The sequence below is a fragment of the Acinetobacter sp. 16 genome (assembly GCF_033439925.1).
In the GTDB taxonomy this organism is placed as follows: domain Bacteria; phylum Pseudomonadota; class Gammaproteobacteria; order Pseudomonadales; family Moraxellaceae; genus Acinetobacter; species Acinetobacter junii.
In genome coordinates this window covers 226,456-247,596 of record NZ_CP137746.1, presented here as the reverse complement: position 1 = coordinate 247,596, position 21,141 = coordinate 226,456, and the positions used below count along the sequence as shown (strand labels likewise).

Genomic DNA, 21,141 nt, shown 5'->3' with positions numbered 1-21,141 from the left:
ATGTTGAATCAATTATCACCCCGCCACTACCATACCGTGTTGGTGTGGTATTTGGTTCAACACTCCCTATCCAGCTTTCACAAAATTCTGAAACATTTTGGGAGTTGTGAACAAGCAACACAAAGCCACCGATTCTCTGAGTGGTATCAACTCGGTTTACATGCAAACCATCTAAAACGTTTAGAAGAATTTCAAAGTACACAAGGTCAAAAACAATTTGAACAGATAGTTCAACTGATTTTGAAGCACTGTGACTTTATCGTGACGCCACACGATATTGACTATCCCAAACAACTCATACCTTATGCAGACCATCCACCCATATTATTTGGTCAAGGTCATCTTCAAGCTTTACTGCAACCGCAAATTGCATTGGTGGGGAGCCGCAAACCTAGTCCACATGGTCGCCAAGTGGCTTATGATTTTGCTTATTACCTTAGTGAGAAAGGATTTTATATTACCAGTGGTCTTGCACATGGGATTGATGAAGCTGCTCATCGCGGTGGCTTAGCACATCATCGAAGCATCGCTGTCACAGGTACGGGGTTAGATACTGTTTATCCAACTCAAAATAAACCATTGGCACAACAAATTGCTCAATCAGGTGCCATCATCACAGAGTTTCTTCCTACGACACTCCCATTACAACAACATTTTCCACGACGAAATCGGATTGTTAGTGGCTTAAGTTTAGGTGTCTTAGTGGTTGAAGCAGCACTAAAAAGTGGATCTTTGATTACGGCGAATGAAGCAGCCAATCAAGGTAAAATGGTATTTGCTATCCCTGGTCATATTTACAGTGAATACCATCAAGGCTGTCATCAACTTATTCGTGAAGGGGCTGTTTTGGTCGATCATCCTGAACAGATTATTGAAGATTTAGCATTACCTACACATTGGCAGACCCAACAACACACTAAAGATGCTGTAGAACAGCACTCAACACTTCCACCACATTTGATTAGCTTGTATCAGAATTTAGATTGGATTGGACAGGATTTAGATTTACTCAGCCAACGCTATCCAGCACCGATCTCTGAAATCACATCTCAATTAATGGAATTAGAGTTACTAGGTTTGTGCATACAACAAGGTGGTCGCTATTTACGTTGTCGTCCAATCCATTAAACTATAGCCAATCTTTTCTGTTAGTACCCTCCTAGACATGATTACAAACTCGATTGCCGAAGCCGCTGATTGTCTAAAACAAGGACAAGTCCTCGCCTATCCAACAGAAGCCGTTTGGGGTTTGGGCTGTGATCCTTTTAATCAACAAGCATTTCAAGACATTCTTGAGTTAAAACATCGTCCAGTTGAAAAAGGCGTGATTTTATTAGCTGGGCATCTAGAACAAGTAGAACATCTACTACAGAACCTAGAATCCAACCTCCGCAACCAAGTGATTGCCAGTTGGTCAAATCGTCAAGAGACCGAACGTGCCACAACATGGCTACTTCCAACCGATCAACACATCCCGACTTGGATTAAAGGACAACACTCTTTGGTTGCTGTTCGTGTAACAACACATCCTTTGTGTGTAGAGCTATGTGATTCATTTGGTGGATTTATCGTATCGACAAGCGCAAATCCCGCAGGCTTAACTCCAGCAAAAAGTTTAGAAGAAGCACAAGATTATTTTGGTTCATCTCTGCATTATCTAGATGGTAAATTAGGCTTGAGCCAAGAACCAAGTCGTATTCTCAATGCGTTAACAGGTGAAGTGATTCGCGCTTAATTACATGAATAGCAGATAAAAAAAAGCTCAGTTATATAGGGATAACTGAGCATAAAAAGGATGTGTATCATCACATCCAGAGGGTTCGCAAATTTGGTAAGCAACTCATTCATTCTAAAACGAATCATCTTGCTGTGTTGAGTATTATGGATCAATCATTCATCTTATACAAATATATTATTTATCTAACAAAAAAAGTGAAAAGCGTACCTTTTTTGTCAGTTTTAAAGATCCAATAAAAATATATTTTTATTTTTATTGATCTTTTTCAGAATCACAAATGAGGCACTCCTTTAAAATATATTTGTAAATCATATAGAAAGAATAAACAGTTAATAAAAAAATTACGTTCGTTTGTTGCTCTTTTAAGCAAAACCATCTCATTTATGCGCAACTAAGTCGTCGTTTCCAACTGTGATTGAACAACTTTTTTTGTCTTTTTTTAAGCCAAAATAATCCCTATGAGAATCATTATACCGCCAATCGAGTGAGAAATTGTCCATTGTTCAGCTAACCAAACACTGGCTATCACTGCCGTAAATACAGGCATAAGATTCATAAAAATACTGGTTCGATTTGGGCCAATCGCTTGTACTGCCACCATCCATAACAAGGGAGCAATCAAAGATGGAAACATACCAGCATAAAGCACACTCATGGCATTCTCTGCATCAATCGCATCCAAGCCTAAATATAATAAAAATGGGACGTGATATAACAATGCAAACCCTATTTGGACATATAGACTGGTCATCAAGGGTAACTGGACTTGCCATTTTTTGAGAAACACCCCATAAAATGCATAGAATCCTACCGCAATCACCATGACAGCATCTCCCCAATATCCGCCTTGAGCAAACAAACTAGAAAGCTGACCTTGGCTCATCACATAGATCAATCCAGCAAAGGACAATAAACTACCAACGATCGCAAAACGATTAGGCTTATCTTTTAAGATCAAATATGAAATAAATATAGTAAAAATGGGAACAAATGCATTGACGATGCCCATATTGGTCGCCGTCGTATAATGTGCAGCGGTATATGAAAGACCTTGATATAACACCATACCAAAAGCACTTAGCACAGCTAAACGTCCAATCAAAGGTCGAATCAAAGCACGTTGTTGCCAAACTTTGGGTAACATGAATGGCGTCAGGATAATAAAAGCGACAAACCACCGATAAAAACTAATACTGGCAGGTGAAATATAATCTGCAACATAACGAGTCACCGCAATGTTCAATGACCAAATGAAAACAGCAATGAGAGGTAAGATAAACACCCATTTTTGATATTTGCTTAGCAGACCCATCCACTTTCCCGCATTTTCTAAGTAATGCGAATATTCTGAAAGATGTCTAAATCAATTTAAATATCGTATTTCAGACATTTATATCGCTGTTTAGACATCAAATTTAGAATAAGTCCCAGCTACGCATTGCGTGTTCAACCACCTTATGCAATTGTTGAACCGTTGCACCATCTCGTGCTTGCACAGTCAATCCTTGTAAGACTGTCGCATAGAAATCTGCTATCTCTTGTAGAGAGGTAGACTGGGCAATGTCACCATTTTCTACACCCTGTTTTAAACGCTCAAGCATTTTCTGTTTGGTCTTCAGACGCCTTTCAAGAATAGTATGCTGCACTGTCTGCGCATGATCAGAACAATTCATGGTAGCAACGACAAGCATACAACCTGTAGGTTTATTGGGTTGAACCAAACGTTGTACATTGTCATAAAGAAATAATTCAAATGCGACTTTGGCAGTTTTCGCCTCTAAGAAAATCGCTTCAATTGGACATGCTTCATGAGCCAAATAGTAGTCGATACACTTATAAAAAAGTCCCACCTTATCACCAAAGCTACTGTATAAACTTGGTGCAGTTAACCCTAAAGCTTGAGTTAAATCACTCATCGATGTCGCTTCAAAGCCATGTTCCCAAAACAATAGCATGGCTTTTTGTAAGGCTTGTTGTTCATCAAAACACTTTGGGCGACCACGTTTCTTTTTAAAGCTATTATCACAAGGCATTAGGTGAGATTCATGCGTATCTTTCATAAAAGCCACAGATATTTTCATAACGATCATTATTAAATTAATTGACGCATCTATTTTTATTTTATAACGATCGTTATAAAAATTTAACCAGTATTCGAAATTTTATTGTTATGCATCTAACAATAAAGGAATTTTATATGGAAAACTCTTACTCTCCCGAATCTAGTGGCGCATCATCAACGAAAAATCAAGGGAGTTGGTATGCGATTCTCGCAGTCGCGATCGGCGCTTTTGCACTGGTGACCAGTGAATTTCTCCCTGTAGGTATACTCAACAGTGTTGCAGCTGATTTGAATATTTCTATTGGCACAGCGGGTTTGATTATCACTCTACCAGGCGTCATGGCAGCATTTGCAGCACCCCTTCTCCCGATATCAGTGAAACAACTAGATCGTCGTTATGTCTTAATTCTACTGACTGCGATCATGGTGATAGCAAATACCATTACTGCATTTGCTGAGAGTTTTAATATCCTCTTACTGAGCAGGTTAGTATTAGGAATTGCAATTGGAGGCTTTTGGGCAACAGCAATTGCTTTGAGTGGCAAACTTGCTCCTGCTCATCTGCCCATCGCTAAGGCAACCGCAGTCGTCATGGCAGGTGTAACCTTTGCAACGGTATTAGGCGTTCCTATAGGCACATGGCTCAGCGAGTTCTACGGATGACTTAGCGCATTTGGAATAACGGCGGCAATTGGCTTAATCGTCCTCTTATTACAAATCATCTTCTTACCCAAATTAAATCCTGAATCCGCTATTCACCTGCGCGATCTTCCTACGCTGTTGAGAATACCCAAAGCACGTAGTGGCATGTTGATTGTACTCTTGATTGGTTTAGCACATTTCTGTGCCTATAGTTATTTAGCCCCTTTCTTTAAAAATATCGCAGGTTTTGATGGCACCACCATTAGTTCTCTCCTGTTACTTTATGGAATTGCTGGTGTATTTGGGAATGCATTCGCAGGTTATAGTGGCAATTTAAATGTTCGCTATACACTTGCTTTTGTGAGTTTCTGCTTTGCAGTTGTGTTCTTTGGCTTCCCGATATTTGCAGTGCATGAACTGGGTGCTGTCATCCTCGCCGCACTTTGGGGTTTTGCCTTTGGAGCTTTTCCAACTTCCGCGAATATTTGGATGTTTGTTCATGCATCCAATGCTGTTGAAAAAGGAATGCCTCTATTTGTTGGCATGTTCCAAGTCATGATTGCTGTTGGCTCATTATTAGTCGGTTATGTCGTTGATCACTTCAATGAAAATATCTTAATTTATGGTGTAATTAGCTTTGTAGCTTTAGCCTTGATTAGCATTTTTACTTTAGCCAAAGGCTTAAATAATCCCAAAGTCACTTGTGAAAATTAAAAGTTGAGAATCCAAATGAAGTTTGACGGTACCCAACAATTTCCATTCTTAACTGGTATAGAGGTGCATGAATTTCTCTATCAAAAGAATGACGTTGTTAGTCCTCACTCTTCACTTTGGGGTGACTTTAATTTTAGTTTAAATGGAACACTAGAGTTTGATATTGAAGGAAAATATTATTTATCACCGCCAAGCTATGGGCTATGGCTACCACCACGCACAGAACACCAATCACTGCCTGTTGAACATGAAATTCATTATATTTGCATCCGACTTCATCCTCGTTTCGGAAATGCATTAGGCGATGTCTGCCGCTGTTTTAGTATTCAACCTTTTTTTCGCGCCTTGGTCATTCAAATTCTAGAGCAACAAAAGCAAAATCCTGCACCCGAATATCTTGAACATTTATTACAAGTGCTATTCGATCAACTAAAACAAGCTCCAGCATATACACATTATTTGCCGCAAAGCACGCATCCAACCTTAGCTCCGATTCTCGATCAACTTGCGAATCCTGAATTATTTCATATGAGCCTACAACAGATCTTACAGCACTTTACATTCAGTGAACGTCATCTGTTTCGCCTCAGCCAACAAGAGTTACAGCTATCTTTAGCAGAATGGCGCAATCGAGCTAAGATCATCTATGCGATCAATCAAATTCGCCAAGGGATGACCATTAAACAACTTGCATTTTCTCTGGGGTATCAACACAGTTCAAGTTTTATCGAATTTTTTAAGCGCTATACAGGACAAACACCTATTCAACTCAAAAATGCATCTACCTAATTCAGCTTTCTTCTTTTGCTCATTATTTGTATTGATTACTATGAATAAGATTGCACTCTGATAAATAAGCAGTTAAAACAAACAAGTCTTGTCACAACAACAAATTAGGACGTATTCCATGAGCCAATCGGTTTATCACATTCCTGTTAAGGACATCAACGGTCAGGAAGTCGACCTTGAACAATACCAAGGTAAAGTACTTTTAATCGTCAATGTCGCATCTAAATGCGGCTTAACTCCCCAATATGAAGGTTTGGAAAAACTGTACCAAGCGAAGAAAGATCAAGGTTTAGAAATCTTAGGTTTTCCAGCAAATAACTTCTTAGAGCAAGAACCTGGCAGAAATGATGAAATTCAGCAATTTTGTTCATTGAATTATGATGTTCATTTCCCTTTATTTGCAAAAATCTCCGTTGCTGGCGATGACAAACATCCACTCTATCAAACACTAACTCAAGCAATCCCTGAACGTATTGGTGAAGGTCCTTGGTGGAAAGATTTAGTTGATTATGGTTTAACGCCAAACAATCCACCTGAGGTTTTATGGAATTTTGAAAAATTCTTGGTAAATAAAAATGGTGAAATTGTGGCGCGTTTTGCACCAGATATTACAGCGGATGATGAACGCATCGTAAATGCAATTGAAGCTGAATTAGCGAAATAAAATATAAAATTAATAAAGAGAATGGTTTAACTATTCTCTTTATTAAAATAAATATTATAATTTTTTTACTTTAATTTTAATATTTACATAAATGTTGGAACGACATGTCTAAATTTCTTAATACAAGTGCAACTAATTTTTATCTAGAAGAATTAATTAAAAATGCAAAAGAACGCCTTATTCTAATTAGCCCTTTTTTAAAACTAAATGATCGTATAAAGGAACTTCTTGAAGATAAAAATCGTCTTAAAATTGATATTCGTATAATTTATGGCAAAAGTGATTTACATCCTGATGAAATTAAATGGATGCAAAAACTTGATTATGTAAGGGTGAGTTTCTGTAAGAACCTTCATGCTAAATGTTACATCAATGAATCAACTTGTATAATTTCCAGTCTAAACTTATATGAGTTTAGCCAAGTGAATAATAACGAGATGGGGATTTTGATTGAAAAAGATCATGATGAATCGGTGTTTAAAGATGCTTATGAAGAAGCCCAACGCATTATTCGAATCAGCGATGAAGTTAGAATTTCTCTTGATGAGGTGAGAGATACAGAAATAAGCCAAGAAAATAGTGAACAAGATGATTTTAGCAAATTAACAACTTCAAAACTTGCTGCCAAACATAAACTGAAAACAAATGAGCTTTTAGAAAAATTTGTAGCTAAAGGCTTTCTCATAATTAATGATAAAGGTAGGCACCAATTAACAGATGAAGGGAAAAATATTGGTGGTGAATTTAAATTTAATAGCTACGGTGGTTATTTCCTCTGGCTTGCTGATATGAGTATTTAAATTCTTGAGCTCAAGTATCTTTATTAGAAATACTTGAGCTTTTAGAGAATGAGAATACTAATTACATGATCTTAGCAATATCAAATCTCATAACTCATTTTGATGGGTTGTATCTGATACGATGGCATAGAAACTGAAGTATTAGCTTTCTGTTTGCTTAGATTTGGAAAATCATGCCCCATTTGAGTCATCTTTTTATATTGATCTAATACAGTATTCAATTGATTAAGACGTTGCTTCAACTCAATCGACATAAACTGATCTGATTGTGCTAATGCCACCCAGCCTGCTTGCACTTTGCGTTTGGGATTGTCATGTGTCAATTGTTGCTGCATCCATTCATACAACTTTACCGCTCGATGATGCGCTTCAAACTTATAGGCAAACAACAAAGTAGAAAGAGACAACTCAGGTATCTGTCCCATCAGCTTCATTTCAATTTGTCTGAGTTGGTAAGCATATAAATCAATCCGATACTTGAGTAGGTCGTGAGTAAACCATTCCGCAAAATCAATCAACAAATCCATGACTTGGTTTCTTTGCGCAATGATTTGTTGTTTCTCATGAGCCGATTTGGTTTGTTCTTTATTCTGAACACGCCAAGTTCGATAAATCGCTAGTCCCCCAACAAAAAAAGCACCGATCGAACCTGAGACAATCCCACCGATTGCTGCTCCTAAAGCCAAACCATTTTTCATAGTAGAGTTAGACGATTTGTATTGCAGAAAAGGGCGTACTGTTTGTCTAGTTTGTACTTTATTAAAATTACGATAGACAGCAAAACCCGTATTTATTAAAGGAATTGGTAAAAAATCCTCACGTCCAACGACTTGCTGTAAACTTTGTTGAGCAGTGCGTTGTACCGACTCATAACTAAGTGCTAAATCAGCAAAAACCGATGGGTATTTTTCTTGCAAATGAGCCAGCTCAATATTCACGATGATTGCAATATGTGGATAGCTCTGAGCAAATTTTTCGACTTTTTCAGTATCAAGCGTGCATTTAACCTGCATCGGTGTACCATCCACAATAAGGTCAAATCCAGCTAAATGTGAATGCTCTACAAACTCAATGCTATGTCCCTGCTGACTCAAGTTATATGCTACTTGTTGTTTAGCCAAATAAGATGATATCTGCTGCATAGCAGCATCATGATTATAATCAGGCGCTGGAATCTGTTTTAAATTATAAAATGCTTCTGGATCACCCTTTGAAGCAGTGACAAGCGCATCTAAAACCAAAGGGTTTATATGAAAATAATTCCAAATAAATCCTAAGCTATGATTTGCAGCGTTAATCCCACTAACAAATTTTAAATCTCGCCCAGTTAATATTTTCTGTAGTGCTGCATTTGCTGCTTTATGGCGATCTAAATGCATAACCACCTCTTGGTTATTGAGCAATTTAGGGGCTTGTTCAATTCTATTTTTATAATAAGGTACAACAAACTCATCAGCTGATAGCCAATGATTTAAAGAGTATCCAACAAACTTTAGCTTATGCTGAAGATGTATAAATGTTTTTGGAGACTGCACAATATGCGAGTTGAGATTCTCAGGCAATAATAAGCCTACAGCTCGTCGTGTCAGTTCATCGTGTAGTTTTTGCTGTTGAATCTGATCAAGATTTCCTAGTCGATCCAAAGCCTCAACGATATCACCATGACCATGTTCATTCGAATAATGATTACGATTTAACAGACTTTGAATGTAATCGTAGTGAATATCTTCATGCTGTGTAGGTTGTTGCTGGAAGACACGATCATAGATTTCTATAGCTGCATGCCAATTTTCCAAACGCACATACAACTTCGCAAGATTCAATTTGATTTCAACAATATCGTATTCATCACACAATTGTTTCAAAACACTCAGTTTTAATTCACCGTCTTTGCACTCTGATAACTGCAACAAAATCGTTTGAATTTCATTTGAGCTAAATTTTTCTTCTGAATATTGCAAACGAAATGCTAAACACTGCTCTAGCCATGCATTTTTTTGTGCATGGAACTTATAAACAGGAATAAAGGTCTCTGTAATTAATTGAATTAAACGTAAAGTACAATGAATATCTTCTTTGGTGGAATGACGAAAATTCCAAATCTTGGGTAAAGTAAGATTAAATATTTGTGTGTAAATATTTGCAGTTAAATCAGGTTGGGTGAGCGTTACCAGCTTCAATTGGTCTTTGACAGATAAATGATGCCCTTGTTGTTCGATGCGATCTAAACGCAACTTTAAGACATTACTCGGTAACATATACTTCCTAATTGAATTTTTATAAGATCTATTCGTTATTGCAAATATAGAAAAATCAGCAAGCTCTTACTTCCGATCACTATTGTTAAGCGAGTTGCTAGATTGTTAAATATATCCTTAATTTATGCTTCACGCACAGATTACCAAATAAAAAAAGTTTAAATAAACTAAGCATTATTTTCTTATATCTTTAAGAATATCTATTCTTGATCGTATTGCTACTGAACCTTTTTATAAAGGCAATTGTGATAATTGTCAGATTCATAAAGCCAATCCAAATAAAAAAGCCACCTGACGGTGGCTTTTTCAATCTTAAATCTACAATTACATTGCACGATTCTTGATTTTACGGATCGTTTCAAGCTGAGCAGCTGTTTCAGCCAACGCAGCAAGTGCAGCAGCAGAATCCAAATCACTCTTTTGATTTGCTAGCAATTGTTCAGCTTGTTTACGAGCTTCCATAATTGCAGCTTCATCCAAGTTGTCTGCACGGATTGCACTATCTGCAAGTACCGTAACAACATGAGGTTGAACTTCTAACACACCGCCAGATACGTAAACAATTTCTTCCGTACCATTTTCCAACTGAACACGAATCGGTCCAGGTTGGAGTAAAGTTACAAGTGGTGCATGTCCAGGTAAAATACCTAACTCACCACCCGCACCTTTTGCGATTAACATCGTAACTTGTCCAGAGTAAATAGACTCTTTAACACTTACGACATCACATTGCATAGTCGCCATGAGATGATCTCCTTAAATTAGAGTTTCTCAGCTTTAGCAATCACTTCGTCAATACCACCAACCATATAGAACGCTTGTTCTGGGATGTGATCGTATTCACCAGCTAATAGACCTTTAAAGCCACGAATAGTTTCTTTAAGCGGTACTAATTTACCAGGAGCACCAGTAAATACTTCAGCTACGTGGAATGGTTGAGAGAAGAAACGTTGGATTTTACGCGCACGGTAAACAACCAATTTATCTTCTTCAGCTAATTCATCCATACCCAAGATTGCGATAATGTCTTTAAGCTCTTTATAACGTTGCAATACGTTCTGTACAGAACGTGCAATTTCATAATGCTCTTGACCAACAACCAATGGATCTAACTGACGTGAAGTTGAGTCAAGTGGATCGATCGCTGGATAAATACCAGAAGATGCGATGTCACGGCTCAATACTACTGTTGCATCTAAGTGAGCAAACGTTGTTGCAGGTGATGGGTCAGTCAAGTCATCCGCAGGTACGTATACAGCTTGGATCGATGTGATCGAACCAGACTTAGTAGACGTAATACGCTCTTGAAGAACACCCATTTCTTCTGCAAGTGTCGGTTGGTAACCCACCGCAGATGGCATACGACCTAACAATGCTGATACTTCAGTACCCGCAAGTGTATAACGGTAGATGTTGTCGACGAATAATAATACGTCACGACCTTTACCATTTTCGTCTTTTTCATCACGGAAGTATTCAGCCATAGTCAAACCAGTTAACGCTACGCGTAAACGGTTACCTGGTGGCTCGTTCATCTGACCGTAGACCATTGCTACTTTGTCAAGAACGTTAGAATCTTTCATTTCGTGATAGAAGTCGTTACCTTCACGAGTACGCTCACCAACACCAGCAAACACAGATAAACCTGAGTGTGCTTTCGCGATGTTGTTGATCAACTCCATCATGTTAACGGTTTTACCAACACCCGCACCACCGAATAAACCAACTTTACCACCTTTCGCGAACGGGCAAAGTAAGTCAATTACTTTAATACCAGTTTCTAAAAGATCAGTAGAAGCTGCTTGTTCAGCATAAGAAGGTGCTTGACGGTGAATCGGCAAACGTTCTTCAGTCGCTACAGGACCTGCTTCATCGATAGGGCGACCCAATACGTCCATGATACGACCAAGCGTAGCAGGACCCACTGGAACAGAAATCGGTGCATTTGTACTGGTTACATTAAGGCCACGTTTAAGACCTTCTGTAGAACCCATTGCGATGGTACGAACAACACCATCGCCAAGCTGTTGCTGAACTTCTAAAGTAGTTTCAGTACCGTCAACTTGGAGAGCGTCATAGATCTTAGGAACGCTATTGCGCTCAAACTCGACGTCGATAACCGCGCCGATGATCTGAATGATACGACCGCTACTCATTGCTGTCTCCTCAATTCAAACTTAATAATGTTAAACGGCAGCGGCACCGCCAACGATCTCGGAAATTTCCTGAGTAATCGCGGCTTGACGCAGCTTGTTGTAAATGAGTTGTAGGTCTTTAATCAATTGGCCTGCGTTGTCTGTCGCTGCTTTCATTGCGACCATACGAGCAGACTGCTCACATGCAACGTTTTCAATCACACCTTGATAAACCATAGACTCGATGTAGCGAACCAACAAACCATTTAACAATTCTTCTGCTTCTGGTTCGTAGATATAGTCCCAACCATAAGTACGGTTGAGATCATCGCCTGCTTGCGCTGGTGCTAAAGGAACAAGTTGTTCTACTTTAGGCTGTTGAGTCATCGCATTGACGAAACCATTTGAAACGAGGTAGATACGATCTAATTCGCCTTTATCAAATGCATCAAGCATAACTTGTACAGAGCCAGTTAACTGCTCCAAACTCGGCGCGTCGCCAAGTTGGGTCGTTGCACCAAGCACTTTACCGCCGTAATTCTTAAAAAACGAAACCGCTTTTTGACCAATCAAAGCAAATTCAACTTCAATTGACTGCTCTTGTTGTGCTTTGACATGCTGCACAACTTTCTTGAACAAATTAATGTTCAAGCCACCTGCCAAGCCACGATCTGAAGACACCACGATATAGCCAACGCGCTTAACAGGGCGATCAACCATATAACGGTGTTTATATTCAGGATTTGCTTGAACTAAGTGAGCAATTACACGGCGCATATTATCGGCATACGGACGGCCTTGAGCCATGCGCTCTTGCGCACGACGCATTTTAGAAGCAGCTACCATTTGCATCGCGCGAGTAATTTTCTGCGTGCTTTTGATACTAGCTACTTTGGCGCGAATTTCTTTTAAATTTGCCATACGCTTAACCTAGTATTCGAAAGCTCTTTCGAGCTTCCGAAGGTTGATCCGTGAACCAAACTTAACTAAAGATAAACTTAGTAAGTTTGAGTCGCTTTGAAGCTCTCAATACCTGCTTTGAATGCTGCTTCGATGTCTTTGTTATAATCACCAGTTTCATCGATCTGTTGCATTAACGCAGCATGTTCTGAACGGAAGTAAGCAATTAACGCAGCATCAAAGTCTACGATTTTCTTCACTTCAACGTCAGCCATGTAGCCTTCGTTAGATGCATAAACAGATACAGCTTGGTCAGCAATTGAGTAAGGAGCATATTGTTTCTGCTTCATTAACTCAGTTACACGTTGACCATGCTCAAGTTGCTTACGAGTTGCTTCATCAAGATCTGAAGCGAACTGAGCAAACGCAGCCAATTCACGGTATTGTGCTAAAGCAGTACGGATACCACCAGACAATTTTTTGATGATCTTAGTTTGAGCAGAACCACCAACACGCGATACAGAGATACCCGCGTTCACAGCAGGACGAATACCCGCGTTGAATAATGATGTTTCTAAGAAGATCTGACCGTCAGTAATCGAAATTACGTTCGTTGGTACGAATGCAGATACGTCACCCGCTTGAGTTTCAATGATCGGTAACGCAGTTAAAGAACCAGTTTGACCAGTTACTGCACCGTTCGTGAACTTCTCAACATAGTCAGCTGAAACGCGCGAAGCACGCTCAAGAAGACGTGAGTGAAGATAGAATACGTCACCTGGATACGCTTCACGACCTGGTGGACGACGTAATAACAATGAAATTTGACGGTAAGCAACAGCTTGCTTAGACAAATCATCATAAATAATTAACGCATCTTCACCGCGGTCACGGAAGTATTCACCCATTGTACAGCCTGAGTACGGAGCTAAATACTGCATAGCTGCAGGATCAGCTGCCGCAGCTGCGACAACAGTTGTATACGCCATAGCGCCAGTTTCTTCTAGCTTACGTACAACGTTTGCAATTGTTGATTGTTTTTGACCAATCGCAACGTATACACATTTAATGCCAGAGTTTTTCTGAGCGATGATCGCATCGATCGCCATTGCTGTTTTACCAGTTTGACGGTCACCAATGATCAACTCACGCTGACCACGACCTACAGGGATCATGGTATCAACTGATTTATAACCAGTTTGAACAGGTTCGTCGACAGATTGACGCCAAATTACACCTGGTGCTACTTTTTCAACAGCATCAGTTAGTTTTGCATCAATAGGGCCTTTACCATCAATTGGATTACCCAAAGCGTCTACGACACGGCCAAGAAGTTCAGGACCTACCGGAACTTCTAATACACGACCTGTACAACGAGCTTTTTGACCTTCTTGAAGGCTTAGGTAGTTACCTAAAACAACGGCACCCACTGAATCCTGTTCTAGGTTCAGTGCCATACCAAATAAGCCGCCGTCGAATTCGATCATTTCACCGTACATTGCATCCGCAAGACCGTGAATACGCACGATACCGTCAGATACCATGACGATGGTACCTTCATTCTTAGCGGTCGCGCTGGTGTCCAGATCGCCGATACGCTGTTTAATGAGCGCACTGATCTCGGATGGATTCAGTTGTTGCATTGCGCTATTCCTCAATCTTTTTTAAGTTCAGTCTTTTTGCTGTTACGCAAGAAGACGAGTCCGCATTTTTTCAAGCTTGTTAAGCGCAGAGTCATCTATCACTTGGTCGCCTGCACGAATCACAACACCTGCGATTAACGCTGGATTAACGCTAACAGTCACATGTACAGTTCTGTTAAAACGTTTTTCAAGCGCATGAGCTAAAATATGCTCTTGTGTCGCATCCATTGGAAAAGCAGATTCAATCTCCACTTCCAACGTGTTGTTGTTCTGCGATTTAAGTAATTCGTATTCTGCAGCAATTTCAGGCAATAAAACTAAACGATCGTTATCTGCAAGAAGTGTCAAAAAGTTAGACACTGATTGAGATTGATCTTCACCTAAAACTTTCGCAAAAAGACCTACTTGTTCCGCAGGAGTCAGCTCAGGGCGATTTAAATAAGCGGAAAATGCTTCGTCTTGCACCGCAGCACTGAGCAGTTGTAACGCATTTGACCAAGCGTCAGTTGCATTCTGCTCAGATGCATAAGCAAATGCTGCTTTGGCGTACGGGCGTGCTAACGTCAAGAGTTCAGCCATATTTCGCCTCGCTTATAGTTTAGCAGCCAGCTGAGTCAGCATGGCATTATGAGCTTCTGCGTCAACTTGTTGGTTCAGAATTTTTTCTGCGCCAGCAACTGCCAAAGCAGCAACTTGTTGACGTAATTCTTCGCGAGCAGCATTGATGTCTTGATCAACAGTTTCTTTCGCCTGTTGACGAATACGTTCACCTTCAGCCGCAGCCTGGGTACGCGCTTCTTCTACCAATTGTGCTGCACGACGGTTCGCTTGTTCGATCAATTGAGCCGCTTGTGCTTTCGCTGCATCTAACTCTGCCTTAACTTGTGCTTGCGCATCAGCAAGGTCAGCTTTAGCTTTTTCAGCAGCGTTTAAGCCATCAGCGATTTTACGCTGACGCTCACTAATCGCATTGATTAGTGGTGGCCAAACAAACTTCATGCAGAATGCGACGAACATCGCAAATGCAATTGCTTGACCAATCAATGTGAGGTTGATATTCATTTCGCTATTCCTCAATATGTGGATTTAGGAATTAAGCTATTAACCTACAAATGGATTAGCGAAGATGAAGAACAAGCCAATACCAACACCGATCATAGGCACAGCATCAAGAAGACCCGCGATTAAGAACATACGAGTTTGAAGTTGTGGAGCCAATTCTGGTTGACGAGCAACAGCTTCTAAGAAGCGACCACCTAAAAGACCAAAACCAATCGCAGTACCTAAAGCACCGAAAGCGATCAAGATAGCAGATGCAATTGCAACTAGACCTAAAGTGAGTTCCATGAAAAATTCCTCAGAGGTTAGGTTATTACCAAATTAAACTAAAATTTAAGCCCAACCATCAGGTGATAGTTAGGCAATACCATTAATGCTTTTCGCTTGCCATGCTCAAGTAAACGATGGTCAGCATCATAAAGATAAATGCTTGCAGCGTGATTACAAGAATGTGGAAGATAGCCCAAGGCACAGATAACGCCCACTGGATCCAGAACGGTAATAACGCGATTAAGATGAAGATTAACTCACCTGCATACATGTTACCGAACAGTCGTAGAGCCAACGAAACTGGACGAGCAAGGAAAGTTACTAATTCCAAAATCAAGTTCACTGGAATCAATAACGCTTTTGCAACTGGGTTACTTGGATTAAACGGGTTAAGTGCCAACTCGCCAACGAATCCTCCAACACCTTTTTCACGGATGCTGTAGAACAAGATCAACACAAATACCGACAATGACATACCTAAAGTAATGTTCGGGTCAGTAGATGGAACAACCTTGAAATAAACGTGGTGAGGGTCCATACCAAATACACTTGCACCAATCTGTTGAGCTAGATAAGGAATCCAGTCTACAGGAATCAAGTCCATTGCGTTCATGAGGAAAATCCACACGAAAATGGTCAATGAAAGTGGAGCAATTAAACGTGATTTGCCGTGGAAAGTATCACGAACACTTGAGTCAACAAACTCAATGATCATCTCGATCGCTGATTGGAATTTAGTTGGTACACCTGCATTCGCAGCTTTCGCAACTGTCCAGAACAACAAACAGAAAATAACACCAAGTCCGATAGACCAACCCATTGAATCCAAGTGAATTGCAGTGAACCCCATCGATTGAGCTTCTTCAGCAGTCTCAGCCAATTTCCATGTACCATCAGGCATTTTGCCATAGGTCATATTGGTCAAGTGATGCTTGATATACTCGGTCGAAGTCAGGGCATGTTCTTCAGCAGCCATAAATCACACCTGGTCAATGTCAATCATTAAAAAGAAGTTAAACGAACCATGCGTACTGCAATAATCTCGTTTCTACTTCCAAAAATCTCAAAATGTGCTTTATCCACGTTTTTGTAGACGCGACGCCCAAAACGGCGCGACCCACGACATCGCTTGTACGAGGATAAATCCACTAAACAATGCAACCGGTGACAGCGGTTTAACATTGCTTAAAATTAATATAAAACCAACGATCACAATCGCAAACTTCCCAAGCATGCCTCGATACATGTTTAGCATAACTTGTTTTGATGCTCTGGCACCTGCCGTTCTGAACGACTGCCAAGCAAAATAACAGTGTGCTAACCAACAGACCAAAGCTCCAAGCGCAGCACTTAAAGCAGCAGTTGTATCTTTAATCAGCCAAGCCAATAAAGCTGCCACTGGAATCATACACGCTTGTAAGAAGACCAAAGCTTTTGCTAATCGTCGGTCAATCATGCGACTAGTTCGGCTCATTTTTTACCCACTTACAGCGTAACTGCTTGACAAGTTTTATTGATGATCGTTTCGAATCGCAGGCATTATAGAGTTACACCCCTGAACATGCAATCTTTTCTCGACTTAAGTCTGCTTTTTTCGTTACCATATTTTCTGACGATAGAGTCAACTCAATTAATTTTTTTTCATCATTTTTGCGCACTTAATACGCACTTATCGGTTTTTGAAGCCAATTTTTTCCAAGCAACCACAAAATCATCCTCCCCTCTCATGCTTTCATCTACTGATTCAAAGATAATGGGATTTAGCTTCTGATATTGGCTTGAACTTGCCGAAGTTTCAGCCAATAGGCACATTTTTGACTTTGGTCGACTATCTTTTAAGTACTTTATTTGTGCAGCTGTAGGCGCAATATGCGGATCATCAGTTAATGCTCCAGCAAACTTCAAATTCAGCGCCCGCTCTAAATATTGATAGGCATCATGATAAGACCAATATGGTTTTGCCTTATTAGTACTCTCGTATATTTGCGAAGCCTGTAGCATTTGTTGTGCAAAGTTTTTTGCATTTGACATATATTTATTTTTATTTTCTGGATTTTGCTGTGATCGCAAAGTCGCAATAAAGAAAGCAATACGAACTGCATTATTTGGTTCCAACCAAACATGACTATCCATCGTATTCGCTAAAGCTACTCCACGTAAACTACGCTGAGGAAGTATCGTTAAAATTCCTGAGTCCAATAAAGCAATCGCTTTTCGATTTTGACCTAAGAGCTTTTCTAAAGGTGCTTCATGTGCCTTGCCTAGCCATATCACTAAAGAGGCATCCTGAATCGCTTTGCGGTGAGCAGGAGTCAATTGAACATCATGTCCAGTTTGATCATTTAAAAGTAATACAGGTTCTTCAATTCCTTGTGTTACTTCCTTAGCGATCAAATAAATTGGATGTGTCGAAACCACTAAACTTTGAGTCCACCCCCATGTACTAAACATTGAAAAGAAAACAAAGATTAAAAGGCGTGACATTACAGTAGTACTCAACTTAGCGAAGCATGTTATAATATAACAAAAGTTAAAAATTGCCTATGTCTATTTTCTACCCCCTTTGTCACCATAATCATCAAGATCACGATATAGATAGTTATAGATCATTTGCATGTTATGATATGTGCAAAACAATGAGGTCAAGTTATGAGTTCTTGTTCACATGAACATGATAATGCTTTGCACGGTGTCCACGGTCATCACGATATTAAAGCAAGAATTGCGGAAGCAGAGCTTTTATGTACTGCGGTTGGCGCACGACTAACACCTTTACGCAAAGAAGTTCTTGAACTCATTCTAAATGCCTCAGCCCCTATGGGCGCCTATGATCTGCTGGCAAAAATAAAAGGTCAAGCTGATCGCCCTGCTGCACCACCGACGGTGTATCGAACATTAGATTTCCTGCTAGAGAAAGGTTTAATCCATCGTTTAACCTCAATCAATGCTTACATCCCTTGCTGCCATCCACGTGAAGGACATCAAGCTGCTTTTTTGATTTGTACAGAATGCCACTCTGTAAAAGAAGCATCTGCTCAAGGCTTAATTCAACAGTTAGATCAATTGGCGGCATCTGATCAATTTATCGCGCAACACAGCATTATTGAAATCTCTGGAAAATGTCATCAGTGCAGCACTCGTCAATAAGCCCTTCATTGATTGAACTTGAAAATATTTCGGTTCGACGAGATGAACGAGACATCCTTAGAAATGTTAATTTTGCTTTACAAGCAAAAGAAATCGTCACATTGATTGGTCCGAATGGCGCTGGTAAGTCTACGTTAATCAAAGTATTGCTTGGCATCATGCAACCCAACGCGGGCAAAGTCACTTTTGCTAAAAAGCTAAAAATGGCATATGTCCCACAAAAATTTAATCCGTCTAGCAGCCTGCCCTTACGTGTCCAAGACTTACTTGATCTAGAAGCATGTGCAAGTGATCTTCGCAAAGAAATTATTCAGGACACTGGGATTTCAAAACTACAATTATCTAAAGTTCAGCAGTTATCCGGAGGAGAACGTCAGCGTGTTCTCCTTGCTCGCGCCTTATTACGTCAACCTGATATTTTAGTTCTTGACGAACCCATGCAGGGTTTAGACATCCAATCAGAAGCCGAACTGTATGAATACGTACGTAGTCTGCCAGAGCGTTATGGTTGTGCTGTTTTAATGGTTTCTCACGATTTACAGTGGGTTATGCAAGGTACGCATCGTGTAGTTTGTCTCAATAAGCACATTTGTTGTAGCGGACTACCTGAAAGCATTCAACAGCATCCTGAGTATCAAGCAATTTTTGGAACTCAACGCATGTTTTATCAGCATCACCACAATCATTGTGGGCATAGCGATCATGTTGAATCCTGTACGCATGACCCTCGTCCACATATCCACCCTGAACCAAAGGTCTAAGCGATGATGGAATGGTTAGAGTTACTGTTACCTGCTTGGATCATGGGGACATTGCTAGTATTTCTCACAGCACCTTTAGGTTGTCTGATGCTTTGGCGCAGGATGTCATTTTTTGCAGACACTATGGCGCATGGCACATTACTCGGTGTTGCCATAGCAGGAATGCTTCAACTGCCTTTTTGGTTAGGTGTTGGTTGTTTAGCAGGACTCTTAGTCGCTATTTTATGGGTTCTACATGATTCAAGATTGCCAAATGATGCCTTATTGGCATTGTGTTCAGCGACATTACTGTGCTCAGGCCTACTTCTAATACAGCATTTACCAAGTTTAAGACCTGAACTATTAAGCTACTTATTTGGCGATCTATTGAGTATCGAATGGGCTGATTTACCTTTATTTGCGATTGTTATCGCTGCAGCATTGGTTGTTCTTTATCGCTCATGGTCCGCACAAATTCAGATTTCTATTGACCCTGACATTGCGATCAGTGAAGGTGTGAATGCTAAATGGCAGCGTCTAGTTTTTATGTTGCTTCTCGCTTTATTTACCGTGTTGGCACTTCGCGCAGTAGGCTCTCTACTGATGGGTGCTTTGCTGGTCATTCCCGCATTGAGTGCTCGCTTACTGGCTCACTCCCCTAAACAAATGGTGATTTGGGCATTTGTGCTTGCTCAATTTGGAGTAACCGTTGGATTATGGTCAAGTGCAGCATTAAATATTGCTACAGGATTAAGCATCGTTTTGTTTATGGCACTTACATTCGCAGCTATTTTCGCAACACAAAAATTTAAATCTCTTAGCGTATCTTCAGCAAAAGATTAACTCGTTTGCTGAATTGCACTCAACAATGCGGCTGCACAACCAAACATCACCGCAAAACTTCGATTTAAATATTTTTGCTGTCGAGGTGAACGCAGTAATCTCAAGATTTTTGATGCAAGTCCTGTGTATGCTGCCATCACCATCAAATCAATCACGACCATTGTAATCGCCATGATCACATATTGTATCCACTGCGGTTGGTTTAAATCTAAAAATTGCGGGAGTACAGCCAACAAAAAAACGATAGCTTTAGGATTACTCATGTTGACGATAAATCCTTTAAACACTAGTACTAAAGCAGGTGTGTTTTTCTGCTCGGTTTGAATATCAATATTTTGAGCTGGGGCAGTCCACTGAACATAAGCTAAGTATAATAAATAAATGACCCCAAACCATTTCACCACCTGAAACGCCCACGGTGTCGTCGCAAAAAGAACTCCCACACCTGCGGCTACAATCATAATTTGAATAATCAAAGCCAGCTGCAAGCCAATCGCATTCCAATAGCCATGCTTAAAGCCATAGTTTAAACCACTCGACATTGAAGCGATCGCCCCCGCCCCTGGAGAAAGACTAATCACCCAGCATGCCAACATAAAGGCGAACCAAACTTGGAAACTCATATATAAAAGAGATAAATAAAAGTGGAATTATACTGTTTTATTGCTGAAATTTTCTGCTAATTCATGAGGTAAAAAAGAATAAATAAACTATTAAACAGTTATATCATCAGGCAC

General features: G+C 40.0%; 22 protein-coding genes and 1 pseudogene. 9 read left to right on the top strand and 14 right to left on the bottom strand.

The window, feature by feature from the left end:
- Together dprA and R2H34_RS01155 are read left to right on the top strand one after the other, a co-directional pair.
- Complete coding sequence (gene dprA / locus R2H34_RS01160) at positions 1-1,128, top strand: DNA-processing protein DprA (RefSeq protein WP_075695884.1); 1,128 nt, start codon at positions 1-3, stop codon at positions 1,126-1,128.
- A 37-nt stretch (positions 1,129-1,165) separates the two neighbouring features.
- Positions 1,166-1,735 (top strand): Sua5/YciO/YrdC/YwlC family protein, encoded by a 570-nt coding sequence (locus tag R2H34_RS01155; RefSeq protein WP_042892180.1) that lies wholly within the window; start codon positions 1,166-1,168, stop codon positions 1,733-1,735.
- A 442-nt stretch (positions 1,736-2,177) separates the two neighbouring features.
- Here R2H34_RS01155 and R2H34_RS01150 read toward each other — a convergent pair whose 3' ends face one another.
- Positions 2,178-3,050 (bottom strand): DMT family transporter, encoded by an 873-nt coding sequence (locus R2H34_RS01150; RefSeq protein WP_087540627.1) that lies wholly within the window; start codon positions 3,048-3,050, stop codon positions 2,178-2,180.
- Positions 3,051-3,153: 103 nt separating this feature from the next.
- A complete protein-coding gene (locus tag R2H34_RS01145) occupies positions 3,154-3,819 on the bottom strand; it encodes a TetR/AcrR family transcriptional regulator (RefSeq protein ID WP_171488079.1) in 666 nt (221 codons plus the stop codon).
- A 116-nt stretch (positions 3,820-3,935) separates the two neighbouring features.
- Between R2H34_RS01145 and R2H34_RS01140 the strand changes: the two are divergent.
- From R2H34_RS01140 to R2H34_RS01125, 4 genes and pseudogenes are all read left to right on the top strand, one after another.
- A pseudogene (locus R2H34_RS01140) lies at positions 3,936-5,156 on the top strand (MFS transporter).
- A 15-nt stretch (positions 5,157-5,171) separates the two neighbouring features.
- Positions 5,172-5,945, top strand: coding sequence for a helix-turn-helix transcriptional regulator (locus R2H34_RS01135; protein ID WP_087540624.1), 774 nt, complete (start codon positions 5,172-5,174; stop codon positions 5,943-5,945).
- A 118-nt stretch (positions 5,946-6,063) separates the two neighbouring features.
- On the top strand, positions 6,064-6,609 hold the full coding sequence (locus R2H34_RS01130) for a glutathione peroxidase (RefSeq protein WP_087540622.1): 546 nt from the start codon (positions 6,064-6,066) through the stop codon (positions 6,607-6,609).
- 104 nt (positions 6,610-6,713) lie between these two features.
- Positions 6,714-7,409: a phospholipase D family protein gene (locus R2H34_RS01125; protein WP_004905534.1), complete on the top strand. Its 696-nt coding sequence runs from the start codon at positions 6,714-6,716 to the stop codon at positions 7,407-7,409.
- A gap of 80 nt (positions 7,410-7,489) precedes the next feature.
- Here R2H34_RS01125 and R2H34_RS01120 read toward each other — a convergent pair whose 3' ends face one another.
- The 11 genes from R2H34_RS01120 to R2H34_RS01070 form a co-directional block, all read right to left on the bottom strand.
- The gene (locus tag R2H34_RS01120; RefSeq protein ID WP_087540620.1) at positions 7,490-9,667 is read right to left on the bottom strand and encodes a hypothetical protein; all 2,178 of its coding nucleotides are present in this window, start codon (positions 9,665-9,667) and stop codon (positions 7,490-7,492) included.
- A 324-nt stretch (positions 9,668-9,991) separates the two neighbouring features.
- Complete coding sequence (locus R2H34_RS01115) at positions 9,992-10,411, bottom strand: F0F1 ATP synthase subunit epsilon (RefSeq protein ID WP_004905537.1); 420 nt, start codon at positions 10,409-10,411, stop codon at positions 9,992-9,994.
- A gap of 17 nt (positions 10,412-10,428) precedes the next feature.
- A complete protein-coding gene (atpD, locus tag R2H34_RS01110; RefSeq protein ID WP_004798063.1) occupies positions 10,429-11,823 on the bottom strand; it encodes a F0F1 ATP synthase subunit beta in 1,395 nt (464 codons plus the stop codon).
- Between the two features lie 30 nt (positions 11,824-11,853).
- Positions 11,854-12,723 carry a F0F1 ATP synthase subunit gamma gene (atpG, locus tag R2H34_RS01105; protein WP_004905540.1) on the bottom strand — a complete coding sequence of 290 codons (870 nt, stop codon included), beginning with the start codon at positions 12,721-12,723 and terminating at the stop codon, positions 11,854-11,856.
- Between the two features lie 77 nt (positions 12,724-12,800).
- The gene (gene atpA, locus R2H34_RS01100) at positions 12,801-14,345 is read right to left on the bottom strand and encodes a F0F1 ATP synthase subunit alpha (RefSeq protein ID WP_004777723.1); all 1,545 of its coding nucleotides are present in this window, start codon (positions 14,343-14,345) and stop codon (positions 12,801-12,803) included.
- Positions 14,346-14,387: 42 nt separating this feature from the next.
- Positions 14,388-14,924 (bottom strand): F0F1 ATP synthase subunit delta, encoded by a 537-nt coding sequence (locus R2H34_RS01095; RefSeq protein WP_004905545.1) that lies wholly within the window; start codon positions 14,922-14,924, stop codon positions 14,388-14,390.
- Positions 14,925-14,936: 12 nt separating this feature from the next.
- Entirely contained in the window at positions 14,937-15,407 is a 471-nt protein-coding gene (locus R2H34_RS01090; RefSeq protein ID WP_004905548.1) for a F0F1 ATP synthase subunit B, read from the bottom strand.
- Positions 15,408-15,446: 39 nt separating this feature from the next.
- Positions 15,447-15,692, bottom strand: coding sequence for a F0F1 ATP synthase subunit C (atpE, locus tag R2H34_RS01085; RefSeq protein WP_000424060.1), 246 nt, complete (start codon positions 15,690-15,692; stop codon positions 15,447-15,449).
- An 82-nt stretch (positions 15,693-15,774) separates the two neighbouring features.
- On the bottom strand, positions 15,775-16,650 hold the full coding sequence (gene atpB, locus R2H34_RS01080; RefSeq protein WP_004905552.1) for a F0F1 ATP synthase subunit A: 876 nt from the start codon (positions 16,648-16,650) through the stop codon (positions 15,775-15,777).
- A gap of 99 nt (positions 16,651-16,749) precedes the next feature.
- Positions 16,750-17,148 (bottom strand): ATP synthase subunit I, encoded by a 399-nt coding sequence (locus tag R2H34_RS01075; protein WP_004956567.1) that lies wholly within the window; start codon positions 17,146-17,148, stop codon positions 16,750-16,752.
- Between the two features lie 170 nt (positions 17,149-17,318).
- Entirely contained in the window at positions 17,319-18,158 is an 840-nt protein-coding gene (locus R2H34_RS01070) for a metal ABC transporter substrate-binding protein (protein ID WP_004967039.1), read from the bottom strand.
- Between the two features lie 165 nt (positions 18,159-18,323).
- Between R2H34_RS01070 and R2H34_RS01065 the strand changes: the two genes are divergently transcribed.
- Genes R2H34_RS01065 through znuB form a run of 3 tightly spaced genes read left to right on the top strand, consistent with a single transcriptional unit; the run spans position 18,324 to position 20,404 of the window.
- Positions 18,324-18,821 carry a transcriptional repressor gene (locus R2H34_RS01065; RefSeq protein WP_004905556.1) on the top strand — a complete coding sequence of 166 codons (498 nt, stop codon included), beginning with the start codon at positions 18,324-18,326 and terminating at the stop codon, positions 18,819-18,821.
- Entirely contained in the window at positions 18,794-19,582 is a 789-nt protein-coding gene (znuC, locus tag R2H34_RS01060) for a zinc ABC transporter ATP-binding protein ZnuC (protein WP_004967038.1), read from the top strand. Before R2H34_RS01065 ends, znuC begins: the two co-directional genes overlap by 28 nt.
- Before the next feature lie 3 nt (positions 19,583-19,585).
- Positions 19,586-20,404 (top strand): zinc ABC transporter permease subunit ZnuB, encoded by an 819-nt coding sequence (znuB, locus tag R2H34_RS01055; RefSeq protein ID WP_004967037.1) that lies wholly within the window; start codon positions 19,586-19,588, stop codon positions 20,402-20,404.
- Here znuB and R2H34_RS01050 read toward each other — a convergent pair.
- The gene (locus R2H34_RS01050) at positions 20,401-21,027 is read right to left on the bottom strand and encodes a LysE family transporter (RefSeq protein ID WP_004905561.1); all 627 of its coding nucleotides are present in this window, start codon (positions 21,025-21,027) and stop codon (positions 20,401-20,403) included. The genes znuB and R2H34_RS01050 overlap by 4 nt on opposite strands.
- Positions 21,028-21,141: the final 114 nt, after the last annotated feature.